Annotated in this window: 16 protein-coding genes and 1 pseudogene; 8 read left to right on the top strand and 9 right to left on the bottom strand. The window is 58.4% G+C overall.

Features of this window, described 5'->3' with window-relative positions; genetic code table 11:
• Positions 1-4: 4 nt before the first annotated feature.
• From DCC24_RS06205 to DCC24_RS06195, 3 genes are all read left to right on the top strand, one after another.
• On the top strand, positions 5-301 hold the full coding sequence (locus tag DCC24_RS06205; protein ID WP_110099054.1) for a hypothetical protein: 297 nt from the start codon (positions 5-7) through the stop codon (positions 299-301).
• Positions 301-1,281, top strand: a complete 981-nt coding sequence (locus tag DCC24_RS06200) for a PstS family phosphate ABC transporter substrate-binding protein (RefSeq protein WP_110099053.1) — start codon at positions 301-303, stop codon at positions 1,279-1,281. Before DCC24_RS06205 ends, DCC24_RS06200 begins: the two co-directional genes overlap by 1 nt.
• A gap of 84 nt (positions 1,282-1,365) precedes the next feature.
• A complete protein-coding gene (locus tag DCC24_RS06195; protein ID WP_110099052.1) occupies positions 1,366-2,376 on the top strand; it encodes a dipeptidase in 1,011 nt (336 codons plus the stop codon).
• An 82-nt stretch (positions 2,377-2,458) separates the two neighbouring features.
• Here DCC24_RS06195 and DCC24_RS06190 read toward each other — a convergent pair whose 3' ends face one another.
• On the bottom strand, positions 2,459-3,256 hold the full coding sequence (locus DCC24_RS06190; RefSeq protein WP_110099051.1) for a hypothetical protein: 798 nt from the start codon (positions 3,254-3,256) through the stop codon (positions 2,459-2,461).
• Between the two features lie 146 nt (positions 3,257-3,402).
• Between DCC24_RS06190 and DCC24_RS06185 the strand changes: the two genes are divergently transcribed.
• The 3 genes from DCC24_RS06185 (at position 3,403) to DCC24_RS06175 (ending at position 4,972) form a co-directional block, all read left to right on the top strand.
• A complete protein-coding gene (locus DCC24_RS06185; protein WP_110099050.1) occupies positions 3,403-4,422 on the top strand; it encodes an IS481 family transposase in 1,020 nt (339 codons plus the stop codon).
• A 62-nt stretch (positions 4,423-4,484) separates the two neighbouring features.
• Positions 4,485-4,721, top strand: coding sequence for a hypothetical protein (locus tag DCC24_RS06180; RefSeq protein ID WP_110099049.1), 237 nt, complete (start codon positions 4,485-4,487; stop codon positions 4,719-4,721).
• Between the two features lie 5 nt (positions 4,722-4,726).
• Positions 4,727-4,972, top strand: a complete 246-nt coding sequence (locus DCC24_RS06175) for a hypothetical protein (RefSeq protein WP_110099048.1) — start codon at positions 4,727-4,729, stop codon at positions 4,970-4,972.
• A 107-nt stretch (positions 4,973-5,079) separates the two neighbouring features.
• On the opposite strand, the gene DCC24_RS12635 is transcribed toward DCC24_RS06175, so the two are convergent.
• Together DCC24_RS12635 and DCC24_RS12630 are read right to left on the bottom strand one after the other, a co-directional pair.
• A complete protein-coding gene (locus DCC24_RS12635) occupies positions 5,080-5,190 on the bottom strand; it encodes a helix-turn-helix domain-containing protein (RefSeq protein ID WP_110099047.1) in 111 nt (36 codons plus the stop codon).
• Positions 5,191-5,205: 15 nt separating this feature from the next.
• The gene (locus DCC24_RS12630; RefSeq protein WP_110099046.1) at positions 5,206-5,373 is read right to left on the bottom strand and encodes a recombinase family protein; all 168 of its coding nucleotides are present in this window, start codon (positions 5,371-5,373) and stop codon (positions 5,206-5,208) included.
• A 246-nt stretch (positions 5,374-5,619) separates the two neighbouring features.
• On the opposite strand from DCC24_RS12630, the gene DCC24_RS06160 reads away from it, so the two are divergent.
• Together DCC24_RS06160 and DCC24_RS12300 are read left to right on the top strand one after the other, a co-directional pair.
• Positions 5,620-6,315 (top strand): N-acetylmuramoyl-L-alanine amidase, encoded by a 696-nt coding sequence (locus DCC24_RS06160; RefSeq protein WP_110099045.1) that lies wholly within the window; start codon positions 5,620-5,622, stop codon positions 6,313-6,315.
• Positions 6,316-6,430: 115 nt separating this feature from the next.
• Complete coding sequence (locus tag DCC24_RS12300; protein ID WP_158278438.1) at positions 6,431-7,417, top strand: ATP-binding cassette domain-containing protein; 987 nt, start codon at positions 6,431-6,433, stop codon at positions 7,415-7,417.
• A 281-nt stretch (positions 7,418-7,698) separates the two neighbouring features.
• Here the strand turns inward: DCC24_RS12300 and DCC24_RS12295 are convergent.
• From DCC24_RS12295 to DCC24_RS06125, 6 genes and pseudogenes are all read right to left on the bottom strand, one after another.
• Positions 7,699-8,055, bottom strand: a pseudogene (locus DCC24_RS12295) (trans-aconitate 2-methyltransferase); the annotation flags it as partial.
• Entirely contained in the window at positions 8,049-8,702 is a 654-nt protein-coding gene (locus DCC24_RS06145) for a type II CAAX prenyl endopeptidase Rce1 family protein (protein ID WP_110099042.1), read from the bottom strand. The pseudogene DCC24_RS12295 and the gene DCC24_RS06145, both read right to left, overlap by 7 nt.
• Positions 8,687-9,508, bottom strand: a complete 822-nt coding sequence (locus tag DCC24_RS06140; protein ID WP_110099041.1) for a SagB/ThcOx family dehydrogenase — start codon at positions 9,506-9,508, stop codon at positions 8,687-8,689. Before DCC24_RS06140 ends, DCC24_RS06145 begins: the two co-directional genes overlap by 16 nt.
• A 14-nt stretch (positions 9,509-9,522) precedes the next feature.
• Positions 9,523-10,869 (bottom strand): YcaO-like family protein, encoded by a 1,347-nt coding sequence (locus tag DCC24_RS06135; RefSeq protein WP_110099040.1) that lies wholly within the window; start codon positions 10,867-10,869, stop codon positions 9,523-9,525.
• Entirely contained in the window at positions 10,866-11,864 is a 999-nt protein-coding gene (locus tag DCC24_RS06130) for a TOMM precursor leader peptide-binding protein (protein ID WP_110099039.1), read from the bottom strand. Before DCC24_RS06130 ends, DCC24_RS06135 begins: the two co-directional genes overlap by 4 nt.
• Before the next feature lie 3 nt (positions 11,865-11,867).
• Positions 11,868-12,587: a hypothetical protein gene (locus DCC24_RS06125; RefSeq protein ID WP_110099038.1), complete on the bottom strand. Its 720-nt coding sequence runs from the start codon at positions 12,585-12,587 to the stop codon at positions 11,868-11,870.
• Positions 12,588-12,592 lie beyond the last annotated feature (5 nt).

Genomic DNA, 12,592 nt, shown 5'->3' with positions numbered 1-12,592 from the left:
ACTGATGAGCGATAACAACGAGCAAGACTACGATATCGAAACCCGTCTGGAACGTGTCCTGGCCGACACGGAGACTTCTATGGCCCAGTTGCGCGAGGAGCTCCATCGCATCCAGACCGAACGCCGCCAGCACCAAGAAGTGGACCGGCTGGAAGAGCACCTGGCTCATGCGACCGTGCGCTGGTCGAAGATCAAAGAGTTCCTGCAACTCATGGTGGCTGAGTTGCGCGGTGCGCGCCAGGACAACGCCGAGGCCCCCCAGTACGAGACCACGCAGCAGACCGGGGAGGAGAACAAGTAATGCGCAAAGTGCTCGCACTCGGCGCCATGGGCGCTCTGGCCCTGACTGCCTGCGGGGAAGGCGACACCGAAGAGGCCGCTAGCCCGATCGTGGCCCGCGGTTCGACGACGGTTGCTCCGATCACCGAGCTGGTGGCCAATGACGGCGGGTTCGACGTCGACATCACCGCCGAAGGGACCACCACGGGGTTCGACACCTTCTGTACCGGTGATGTCGCGATCAACAACGCTTCTGAAGCCATTCCCGGCGAGGATGCTGAAACCGATTACATCAGCCTGTGTGAAGAAAACGGTGTGGAATTTGTCGAGCTACCCATCGCCTTGGACACCCTGGCGGTGGTGCGCAACTCCGCGAACGACTTTGCCAGCGACCTGACCATGGACGAGCTGCAGGCCATTTGGGAGCCCGGCTCCGAGGTGACCACCTGGTCGGATGTGCGCCAGGAGTGGCCGGATGAAGAGATCGAGCTGGTGGGACGTCCCGCCGGTTCGGGGACCTTCGACTACTTCACCCACCACGTCAACGGTGAAGCCGGCGAGATCCGCGATGATTACCGTAAGACCGATGATCTGGATCAGCTAGCCACCTGGATCTCCCAGGATGACAATGCGCTGGGCTTCATGGGGATCGGTAATTACTTCACCGCCGCCGATGACGAGGTACGTGAGGAGCTGTCCACCGTCAGTATCGAGGGGGTGGACCCCAGCCTGGAGAACGCTCAAAACGGTAGCTACACTCCGCTGACTCGCCCGCTGTTCATCTACGTCAACGTGGACTCGTTGGACAACGATGACAACGTTGACGAGTTCGTGACCCACTACGTCGAGAATGCCTACGATCTGATGCCACGAACCTTCTTCTACCGGTTGAGCGAGGACGACTACGACAACGTGCGGGAGCGGCTGGACTCCCGCACCACCGGTTCCCTTTACGAGGGCGACCCGTTCCGCTCCGAGTCGGTCAGCGACCTGCTGGACTAGTCTTGAGACACCTCCAGATGTGCTGACCCGTTCTGAGGTAGATCGACCTGTCAGACTCGGCCACGGTCTGGTTGAATGTGCTCTATGAGCACTTCAGCACAGACCGTGGCCGATGTTCTGCAGCACGCACCTGTTTGGGACGGACATAACGACCTCGCCATCGCGTTGCGTGCACGATATGGCTACTCCGTGACCGAGGCCGGACTCGCCGAGGGCAATACGAGCCTGCACACCGACATTCCCTCCCTACGGGCCGGCGGGGTAGGTGCCCAGTTCTGGTCGGTCTTCGTCCCCTCGAGTCTGCGTGAACCCGAGGCAGTGACCGCGACTTTAGAACAAATTGACTGCATCTACCGCCTGGTGGACCAGTTCCCCGACGTTTTTGCGATCGCCGACTCCGTCGACGGGGTTCGAGCAGCCTGGCAACAAGGCAAAATCGCATCCCTGCTCGGGATGGAAGGCGGACACTCGATCAACGAATCCTTGGGCGTGCTGCGGATGATGCGCCGGTTGGGGGTCACCTATCTGACCTTGACCCACAACGACAACACCTCTTGGGCGGCCTCGGCAACCGGCGACCCGGTGGATTACGGGCTCACGGAGTTTGGTCGCGATGTGGTAGCGGAAATGAACCGGATCGGGATGCTGGTCGATCTCTCCCATGTTGCCTCACAGACCATGCGCGATGCCTTAGCGGTGAGCACCAAACCGGTGATCTTCTCCCACTCCAGTTGCCAAAGCGTGTATGACCACCCGCGCAATGTCCCCGACGATGTGCTGGGCCAGCTGGCCACCAACGGGGGTATACAGATGGTGACCTTCGTGCCCGGATTTATCACCGCCGATGAGGATCAGGCCGGCATCGACGATGTGGTCGCCCACCTAGAGCACGCCCGCGAGGTCGCAGGTATCGACCACATCGGACTGGGTGGTGACTACGACGGGATCCCCACCGGCCCGAAGGGGCTGGAACGGGTGGACGGCTACCCCCGATTGCTCCAGGCTCTGGTGGATAAAGGCTGGTCACCCTCCGACCTGGCCGCACTGACCAGTGGCAATATTCTTCGGGTTCTCGGTGACGCCCAAGGTCAGTGACCACAGCCGGTTGCTACTTCCACCATGGTCTTTGCAGGCTGCACCGTAGAGACCGTTACGTGCTGGCTTCCGCTGTCGTAGCTTACACACAGTTAACCTGTCGCCGGTTCCAGCCGATCAATCCGATGACGATACCGCCAACAGCGATCGCCAGCAGCACTGCGATGGGGGCCAGTTCAACCTGCTCCACCGGATATTCAGCCAGATGGCCAAAAATATCAAGGTTTGCGAGCGCATCGGGAAGTTCCAGGAGCTGACCGAAGGTGGACATCACTGCGCCAAAACCGACGAAGAACCATCCGACGGCAAGAGCAATTTTCGGTAGCCATCCCAGTAATCCAACGACAACGCCGATCAAGGCCAGGACCGCGGGTGCCTGCACAATACCAGCCAGGAGCAGTTCCCCGAAGTACGTGTCGCCTTCCGTGTCGAGGGAGGCCAAGGCCCCTAGTCCCATACTCACACCGACCACGACCTGGATAAGCAAGACCCCGAGGATCAGCACTCCCAGATGCGCGCCAAGCCAGGCGGTTCGACTCACCGGCGCCGACATCGCGTATTCAGCACGGCCAGAGTTTTCCTCACCGCGCACTTGGTGGAGTCCGCTAACCCCGGCAGCGCCGATGAAGACAGTCATAAACACAGCTATATAAGCCAAGTAACCTCGCAACATGTCCTCTCCGGCAAAGACTTGGGCCATCTCCGGCGGGAGGTCATCGGCAACGTCAACAACCGTCTGAGCGAAACTGCCAAACATCAACGAGGCCAGCAACAGCGCGATGACCCACCCAGTCAACGTGCCCTTGAGGGTGTGAAGAGCTAAGCCCTGCGGGGTACCCAGCAACGGTCGAGCCACCCGGGGTCCCAACCGGGTCGGCACGAGGCTTGCTCCGACGTCACGGGTTGTAGAAAGCCAGTAGCCTAACTGTAGTTCCTCGGGAGGTTGTAAACACTCGAGATAGGTGAAGACCTCCGGTAAAGATGGGGTTTACCACAACCGTCCATCCTGAAAACCGGAGGTCTTCAATGTCCCACCCTAATGCACCCTTGAGGCCTGAAGGTCGCAGACGCCTTGCCGTGCTGATTGTCGAGGATGGTTGGACGATTCGTCGCGCTGCTGAGCGATTCCAAGTCTCACCAGCCACCGCTTCGAAATGGGCGAGACGCTACCGTGCCGGGGAGTCGTTGACGGACCGGTCCTCGCGGCCGCAGACGTCGCCCAACCGGTTATCTCCACGGCGGGAGCGGCGTATCATTGCGTTGCGATTTACTCGGCAGTGGGGCCCGCACCGGATTGGCTACCACCTGGGGATCGCTCGTTCCACTGTGGGTCCGGTGCTGGCCCGCTACAAGATGCCACCACTGGCGTGGTTAGACCAGGCCACCGGGTTGCCGGTGCGGAAACCGGCACCGGTGCGTTATGAGAAGGCCACACCCGGTGAGCTGGTGCATGTGGATATCAAAAAACTGGGCCGCATCCCTGACGGCGGTGGCCACCGCAAACTCGGGGCAGCTGGCCGCAAAAACAACGGCTACGGCAACAAAGGCCGCGGCTATGCCTACCTGCATCACGCGGTGGATGACCACTCCCGGCTGGCATACTCCGAGATCCTAACCGATGAACGCCAAGACACCGCAGCAGCCTTCTGGCAACGTGCCAACGCATTCTTCAGCGAGGCTGGGATCACCGTGCAAGCAGTCATGACCGATAACGGTGCCTGCTACCGGTCACGCCTATTCCGCGACATGCTGGGTGACAAGATCAAACATCGCTTCACCAAGCCCTACCGGCCTCAGACCAATGGCAAGGTCGAACGCTTCAACCGCACTCTGGCCCAGGAGTGGGCTTATGCCGATACCTATTACAGTGACGAAGCCCGCGCCGCGACCTACGCGGACTGGTTGCATTACTATAATCACCACCGCCCCCACACTGGTATCGGAGGCTCAACGCCCTCAGATCGCGTTCACAACCTCACGGGGAACTACACCTTAGTCAGAGTCAGCGAATGTCTCATGCATTGCGGGGAGAGTAGATTCCTTTAGCCCGGAGCTTGCGGCCACGCTCCTGGCTGGTTTTCGCTCACTGTAAATGGTATCTTTACAGTATGGAGGTTTTGCGGAGCGCGCTGAAGCACGGCTACAGCACAGCCGACGTACTCCACGCCTACGACAACGCGCTACGCCTCGTGGAATACGAATACCACGGCGATGAACGCCTCTTAGTGATTGGTCCCGACCAGGCAGGAAACCTCATGGAAGTCGTGGCGGTCCCCGCACAGACGCCACTGCGGATCATTCACGCCGATGCTTTACGCCCCAAATTCTATGACTATCTGAGGTGAGAACCATGAGCACCCACATACACACCAATAACGCCACTGGGCTTGAGGATCTTGACCCAGCATTCACCCCTGCCCAAGACGCCACCCACTTCCGCAACATCCGTGCCGCCCGAGCCAACCTCGCACAAGCCGAAGCCGACCTCCGGGAAGCAGTACAGCAAGCACGCAAAGCCGGAGACTCCTGGACCGTCATCGGCGCCGCCCTCGAAACAACCCGCCAAGCCGCCTACCAACGCTTCGGACGCGACTAGCATCGACCCAATTACGGCATGCGGTAAAACTACGGCAATTACCCGGTATTTTTACGGTAATCGCCATTCCAACTGCCCGATTATTTGCCGGCAGCACGGTGGCGCTTTCAAGCGTTGTAAATCGTTTGTCGCGAGACCTGAAATTGCCGTGCGATTTCCGTCTTTTCATGACCAAGCTGCAGCACCACGTGGATTTGCTCCACGTCCTCTTCAGTCAGCTTCGGCTGCCGTACTTACTTACCTTTCGCTTTGGCAATAGCAATCCCTTCAGCTTGACGCTCCCGGATCTTAACGCGTTCAAAATCAGCGATAACAGCTAGAAGTCCCACCTTTCCGGCGTTGTTCCAGTTTGAAGTGTTATAAGGCGAGTTAGCCCGCTTTGAATATCCAAAGTCATCGATTTTAAAATGCTGCTAAGTAGTGACGCACGCTCCTAGAGCCGCAAAACGAAAGGAGTAAAAAGCCGCCAATCGAAAATAACAATCACACCTGAAGATTCAACGGGTCCTTAAATGTTGAAGGTTCCGTAGCATTGACCATGATGGAATTTATAAAACGTTCGACCATCAGGAAAATAAATATGGCCTATACAAAACCCCAATAAGACCCCTACGTGAAAACTGTTTCGACTCAATGGAGGCCGAAGAATGGCTATATACGAAGAAGCTGAATACAGAAACATCTTTGAGGTCCGCACCGAAGTTACCCCGACGGATATGAGTCCTGTGCGAGTCAATCTTCATGTAACCGCTTCCGAGAATCCCTCTGCGTGGGGTTTTCAGATCCCCGAAGGCGGTCCGCTAATTCATTTTCATGTCGCGAAGGATGGGACAGTGGAGCAGTATGTTGATACTCAGTATCGTGCTGGCTCAGACCTTGAAGGAAATCCTGACACTATCTCCATCGAATCACAAGGCGGCGTTGAGGCGCCGAACGAAGAGCCTTGGACAGAACAGCAGGTAACATCGATCACTGCTTTACTTGATTGGATTTTGGCTAATCACGATTCTATCCCGCTGAAACTGGCGGAAGATTCAATACCTGGCGAAAGCTCACATGGCATTTCTTGGCATCGGCTAGGCATTCCTCATGCAGATGGAATTGGTGTTGAGGGCTGGCTGCAGGAAGGTGGTTTACGGTACTCCGAGGACGTAGGAAAGGTGTGTCCAGGGACTGTGAAAATAGAACAGATTCCAGGCATCTATGAGTCGCTGAACTCCGGCGGGGTCCCAGATCCTGACCCCGCCGGAGTTCAGAAGGCGTCTTCAAAACCGATGCCGAGGACCTTTACCCGTCAGGACATAGTTCCCTTGTATGATGATGCGTGTCCGAGCCTGCTTTGATTGGTCTTTACTAGTCCTCATGGACTACTGTGGTGTGCATGACACTTTGATCCTTTTTCCTCCTCGTGTCTGAGGCGTGCGCCCGACGAGGTTCGAAACGTTCAAGGATCTTTTTGTGTCGTATTCACGCACCGTATATTCCCATCTGCTAGTTGAGGGCTTGTCGAAGTCTTTTGCGGATCGCAGAGTCTTCACTGACATTTCGTTTGTTGTCCCGCAAGATGATTGTGTCGGGGTGATCGGCGAAAACGGTGCCGGCAAATCTACCTTGCTTCGCATTATTGCCGGCCATTTATCTGCTGATGCTGGGCAGGTCGAAATTTTCCACCATGACACCGTACAACCAGCTGTCGGATTGTTGTCTCAGCAACCGTCTTTTGCGGCGTCTGGAACAATGGAAGACGTCTTGGAAACCGCCGTCGCTCCCCTACGGGCTGCGGTTTGCGAAGTCGACGACGCCGCCCAAGCTCTTGCTGACCGTCCTCACCAAGAGGCTGCCATGGTGCGGTACACCGAAGCGTTGGACCGTGCGGAACGTTTCGCCGCTTGGGACGTGGACGCGCATGTGAACCGGATGGTCGCAGGATTAGGCCTGGCGGATGTCGAGCTTTTGGCCCCTGTGGGTCAGCTGTCCGGGGGGCAAACTGCACGCCTCGCGTTGGCGAGTTTGTTATTGAGTGCCCCGGACGTGTTGTTGCTAGATGAGGCCAACTCTCAAAGAGGGGGTATCGCTTGTGTGTTGACCGTTCAAGAGTACCAACGGAGCGTTGGAGATGGCGGGCGTCCTCGAATCTTGTGCTCGCACAGCCTCGTGGGAACTATTAGCTTCGGGCGAACCTGTGAGAGTTTCACGCTGGTCGCGCGTGGCGGTGGGTTTCGCCTAGCCAGTGTGCAGGCGTTGACCTTAAGCGCGACATGCTCTATACGTTACGGCTCGGGCCAGATCCAAGCGTGGAGCGGCCTGAGCGGCAACCCGCTCCGGCTTTGCTGCCTCGACACGGCTCGCAGCGCCTTCTGGAATCCTCCGCTGTTGAGCAATGCTATCTGTTCGATGCTCCCGAAGGGAAAGCCTGCGAAACCATTCGCTTCGACGTGGGCGTGAAATCTACGATTTAAGCAAGCAGAGGTCGTCAACAATAGCCTACTAAGTTCCCCCGGCGCGTATGCTGCGTGATACTGGTCAGTTAAGTAAGTTCGCTCGGCATTGTTCCGTGCAGCATCTAAGGCGTTGCGCCGATCGGCTCGGTTGAGATCGACGATGTAGAGCATGGATTCGGGTGGCATTGTGTTCATGATCGCTATCAAACCTCGTGTTGGCTGAGACCAAAGGCCGAGGCAGAGATGGATTAACGTAATCTCTGGCGGGTCGATCAGGTTCACTGTCAGCCCCTCTGCGTCAATGCAGTGAAGCGTCGCCTCGGCATTCAGGTGTCTGGCGGCGGCAATGGCCTGAGGGACGGGATCTATTCCCGTTGTACGGAGGTTGGGATCGAGCCGCCGCGCATAGGCGAGGCCTTCCCCAGTGCCGCACCCAACGTCGAGGAAAGCCTTCGGAGCGCGCCCATACAAGTGCTTAAAAAGCGAGTACACCGTCGCCACCGCTAGTGTACGTAGGTGGCTAGTCTCTCTTTCATCGAATGCAGTGCTGACCGCGCGCTTATCAGAGTCGGTGAACCAGGATTGGGCGCGATTGGCGGCGTCACGGCGGCGGTCCGTGGCGTTCTTTGCATCATCTACCATTTGACCTCACTCGCGACTGGGCGCACGTAGCTATCTCGTGGTTTGGGGTGGACCAGGGCGATAACGAGGTTGTGCGCCAGATGGAAACCGATGGCCGCGCCAACGCCCAGAAAGATAGTAAGGCATACAGCTAGCGCGCCGAATCCAACAGAGTACGGGACTGAACGTGCGCCGTGAAGTCCGAGATGAAGAGCCGCAAAACCTGCAATGCTGACAACAATCGCGATCCAGTACGGCGCGTCGAGCCCATTGTGGACGAGGTGGACGACCGTGACCCGCCAGATGATCTCTTCCGCAACGGCACAGAGAGCAAGGAGGGCCAGGGAGATAGTTCTAGGTGTGGGCCGCCTGATCGTCGGGGTCTTCCCGTAGGCGCGCCAGAGCGCGAGAGGAGCAACGGCGCCGGCCATTAGGCCGAATAGCAATCCGAACGTCAGGATCTGCCCGACGGGGAAGATGCTGAGCTCGAGAAGCGCAAACAGACACAATGCGGCGCCGATGGTGGTGAAGAGATCGTAGGCGTGCTCCGGGCTAATGCGTTTTCGGATTCGCGCCGACCGTCCGACAACGTAGGCGATTGTCGGAGACGCGAGATGTAAGCCAATTCCCGCCGCAGTAGTGAGCGTCGCAGCTACTGGTGGTTCCACGTGCCCATTACGTAAGTGTAGAGCGGGGCATCGTCAACGCCATTCTGTAGTCCTATAACGTCGGACAGCTCATCGTCCACGAAGCCGCCATAGGGGCGACCTGCAAGTCCGAGGGCCGCTGCCGTGAGCGCCATATTCTGGACGACATGTCCAGCTTCGATGAGGATGAAACGTGAGGAGCGTGGCCCGTACTTGAACCGCGAGCGCCAGAAACTGGCCGAGATGATGAATGTTACGGCCGCTCCCGCGACGGCCTCCTCTTGGAGTAGTGTGCGGCCGAGAAATTCCTCGTCGAAGTCCCCGATTCGTGTGAGTCCGTTACGACGCGCGTCGAAATACCATACCCCGTGTTCAAGTCCTTCGACGCGACTACACAGAATATAAAGGTCAAGGGGGTAGAGCGCCCCTCCCGAGGGAACGGATCGCCGGATACCTTCGACGCGCCGTAGCTCTCCGTAGCTGTTCGCGAGGACGGTAGCGATCTGGTCAAGGGTTACGGAATCCCCGGAGAAGCGTTCGGCGCTGATCCGTCGCGAGATGGCCTCGCTCAACGGCATCTCACAGGAGAGGGGAGGAGGTAGCTCCAGCAATGGGAGGTCGTCGAATTTCTTACCGGCCCGTGTCGCGATCTCCTGGAGGATCGGCGATCGTAGCAGGCGGGAGACGCCTGGTGCATCCCACGCCATTGAAGGCCTGTAGATCTTTGTGACTTCGAACCAGTTCTCGGTCGGGTCGTCGTATCGGAGGACCTCGTTACCGTAGACAACATCAACTAGATTGGTTGCATGGCGTTCAAGTTCGGGCATGTGAACCTCTTTGGTCAAGGGAACGGGTGAGGAGCTGGGTTGAGCTCGTCGATGGTGAGGGGGTGATGAACGAGCCCAAGCTCGTAAGGAAGTTCTAGGAGCCTGGAACCGCCCAGGAAGCGGGCGTTGTAGGCAACGTCTATGGGGCGCATTCCAGGTATTACGGTCCTGACTACGGCAGCACCTGCTTCCCGGATGTCCGGGCTCGTCACATCGAAAGTGAGCACTCGGTGTCCGAGTTCCGTCAGCCGATCGACAAGCGCGTTCCAAAGCCTCTGGGGTCCGTCCTCGGGAAAGCGTTGGTGGTTGTCTACATCGGTGCTTTCAGTACTCGAGGTTAGGAAGTCGGCCTCAGCGATGAGCGGAGTACCTGCGTAAAGTCGGATGTGGTCCTCGAACGACTTCACACTCTCGAAGTAGTTGGTGTCGAGGATGGCTCGCCCTTCTCGTTGTTCCGTCTTCATCCAGGTTCGGGTGTACATCGCTTCAGTGACTGCCTTTTCAGCAGCGCGTTCAATGTTTGCTGCCGAAGCAGCACCGAGCGCGAAGGGTGCGAGGCTGGAGTGGCGGCTGCGGATGACTGCCAGGATCGTGGGGATGCCGGTGTAGACAGTCATGTCGACCAAGTAGGGGTCAAGATAGGTCGGTGACACGTATCGCTTGATATAGGAATGCAGCCGATCGCTCGACTCGATTCGAAGCAATGGTAGAGAAATGCGGTTGTACCAGGTAAGCATGAACGCGTCGCGTTCGACGACCTCAAACAGCCCCGACAGAGCGGCCTCGACGGGTGTGATGCCGCAGGCAAGGCCGTTACTCGTTGCGTATCCGATGGCTTCTTCGCCGCGCCAAGGTCCTGCCATGTGAATGAGCTGTGCTGGTGTCCATACACCCTCGCCCGAGACGGCGTCGGTGCCCTTACGCCACCAGAGTGATACATCGTCATCCCACCGGGAGTACGGGAAGTTGGCGTTGGAGTACTGGCAACTCGCGAACAGTTGCCAGTCGTCGGCGTCGATTACGTCTTTGTTGTCTGCGCGTAGCGACGCGGATGTTCCTTTGATCACCTTGTCAGAATCGACGGGAGGGTAGGAAGCGCTGTACCGTTCTACGGTCTCTCCGATGGCTGCAAGTTCTGCGGAGACCGGGTCGGGCGAGCCGCCGCCGTTGTAGGCGTTGGAGGGAACTCCAAACACGACGCCGCTATCGGTACCGTGCGCGCCGATAGAGTGGCCCCAGATGTCGTCGACGTCGCGAAGCTTTCGATACTGACGGCGAACGATTCCGACGATGGGGTCTGCAAGCGGGCTGAGGACTTCCCAGCTTCGGGTGGTGGTGCTCCAGGTGTCGATGGTGGTCATGGCTGCACCTCATCTTGATGGAACCACACCTGCGGGAAGCCAGTATCTGCGACGGGCGAGCAATCGCGGCACCGGGGGACTCTGTACACACGCCGCGTGTCCATCGACACCCCACGATCGTTCACAGTGACGGTGGTGAGTCCGCCCGGCATGCAGCTCGGGGCATAGTCGCGAAGCGTGATGTACTCGAAGGCGAAGTTGGTCACTATGCCCGCCTGGATGATGTCAATTGGCGTCACGACGGTGTGCGAGACTACGGGCTCCAACGGTTGGATCGTCGGGAGCAAGGGACGCATCACGTCGTCGGAGAAGTTGGCCGAGCGACGGGTGTTGAAACATGTCAGGCAAGCCGACTGGTGAGGAACGACGAAGGGGCCGACCCAGGCAGTGTCGCCGTCGTACGGGACTACGGGGAGCCAAGGAGTCCCCGCTTCCAGGGCAAAGCTGTTCGAGGTCGTTAGCAGACCGTCCAAGTGCGTGGAGCCAATCACAAGTCGCAGTGCCGACGGTTGACCCGGTTCGTCCCCCTCGATAGTGCGGACAGAAAGCCCTTGTTTCCGCAGGAGATCGGTGATTAGTTCGGCGAGCTTATTAGTCGGACTGGCGCAGACCTGGACCCAATCGGACTGAATCCGACTATCGATTTCACTCTGGTCGATCTGCTCGCCTGTCCGCAGCGACGCTAGGACTCCCTGCACGTTCATTGGCTCGGTAGAGGTGACGAGCATCTTGGCCTGGACGAGCATTTCAAGGACAGGGAGTAGGTCTTCGGCGGGCGATCCAGTTTGCTGACTAAGGTCGGCAAGGGTGACCTGATCAACGTTGCGTAGCGCGTGCACGAGCGATGCGACGAAAGGCAGTACATTGTCGCCGTCAATTTTGATGACGGACGGCCCGTAGACGGCGACGACAGCGTCTTCCAGTTCTCCGAGAGACACGGTCGGATTAAGCCGAAAGTAGCGCGTCGGTTGGTCCCGCTTTGTCTGTGTAATCATTCTTTAGCTCTCCTTTGGTCGCGTCGGCTCCGGTACGAGCCGGGGAAATCTGGGGTCGTGGCCGAGGATGTCAGCCAGGACGGGTGTTGTCGGTGGCAGTCTGGGGTCGGACACGGCGGCCTGGTACCACACGAGCCAGGCCCCGACTTCGGCCGGTATCCCGTTGGCCAGAAGACTCCTCGAAACAGATTCGGGTGTCTCGCATTCAAGGGATATCTTTGTGTCGAAGGAGTCAGAGAACTCCGCGCAAAGTCGTTCCATCGGCACTCGTTCTGGGCCTGTGATGTCGAACGCCCTTCCCTCGCGCTCCCGTATGGTCGCCGGATCGAGGCGCTGAACGGCTTCCACCAGATCCTCGGTGTGAACCCATGCGGTACCGACTGGGTGGAAGGCGGTGAGCAGCACCTCGGTCGCGGTAGCCCAACCCCAGTACATTTCGAGGGAACGGTCGAGTGGAGCCGTGCGGAAAACTACCGCAGAGCGCAAGTGCTCAAGGAGGCGGTTCTCCAGCTTGCCGACTCGGTCGGTTAGTTCGTGTCGCCGCACGGACAGGATGACAGTGGCTGCATCTGATGCCGCGCGTTCTTCGATTTGATCGAAGCTGGGCGCGTCGACACCCACGATGTCGATGACTTGCGTTGTGACGTGGGCAATCTGGCCAGTTTGCTCTCCGAAGGCCTCGACGAGAGGAGGCCGGGTGCCGATGTAGTTGATCGCCGACATCTTTG

Origin of the sequence: Auritidibacter sp. NML100628 (genome assembly GCF_003185985.1) — a bacterium.
Classification (GTDB): Bacteria; Actinomycetota; Actinomycetes; order Actinomycetales; family Micrococcaceae; genus Auritidibacter; species Auritidibacter ignavus.
Note: the sequence above shows the minus strand (reverse complement) of the source record. Positions and strands in the feature narration are given on the sequence as shown.

Excerpts from the sequence above, each read along its gene's own strand:
- DCC24_RS06130 (WP_110099039.1), bottom strand. The coding sequence starts at position 11,864 with ATGATTACACAGACAAAGCGGGACCAACCGACGCGCTACTTTCGGCTT.
- DCC24_RS06125 (WP_110099038.1), bottom strand. The coding sequence starts at position 12,587 with ATGTCGGCGATCAACTACATCGGCACCCGGCCTCCTCTCGTCGAGGCC.
- DCC24_RS06185 (WP_110099050.1), top strand. The coding sequence starts at position 3,403 with ATGTCCCACCCTAATGCACCCTTGAGGCCTGAAGGTCGCAGACGCCTT.
- DCC24_RS06195 (WP_110099052.1), top strand. The coding sequence starts at position 1,366 with ATGAGCACTTCAGCACAGACCGTGGCCGATGTTCTGCAGCACGCACCT.
- DCC24_RS06160 (WP_110099045.1), top strand. The coding sequence starts at position 5,620 with ATGGCTATATACGAAGAAGCTGAATACAGAAACATCTTTGAGGTCCGC.
- DCC24_RS06175 (WP_110099048.1), top strand. The coding sequence starts at position 4,727 with ATGAGCACCCACATACACACCAATAACGCCACTGGGCTTGAGGATCTT.
- DCC24_RS06180 (WP_110099049.1), top strand. The coding sequence starts at position 4,485 with ATGGAGGTTTTGCGGAGCGCGCTGAAGCACGGCTACAGCACAGCCGAC.
- DCC24_RS06140 (WP_110099041.1), bottom strand. The coding sequence starts at position 9,508 with ATGCCCGAACTTGAACGCCATGCAACCAATCTAGTTGATGTTGTCTAC.
- DCC24_RS06200 (WP_110099053.1), top strand. The coding sequence starts at position 301 with ATGCGCAAAGTGCTCGCACTCGGCGCCATGGGCGCTCTGGCCCTGACT.
- DCC24_RS06205 (WP_110099054.1), top strand. The coding sequence starts at position 5 with ATGAGCGATAACAACGAGCAAGACTACGATATCGAAACCCGTCTGGAA.
- DCC24_RS06135 (WP_110099040.1), bottom strand. The coding sequence starts at position 10,869 with ATGACCACCATCGACACCTGGAGCACCACCACCCGAAGCTGGGAAGTC.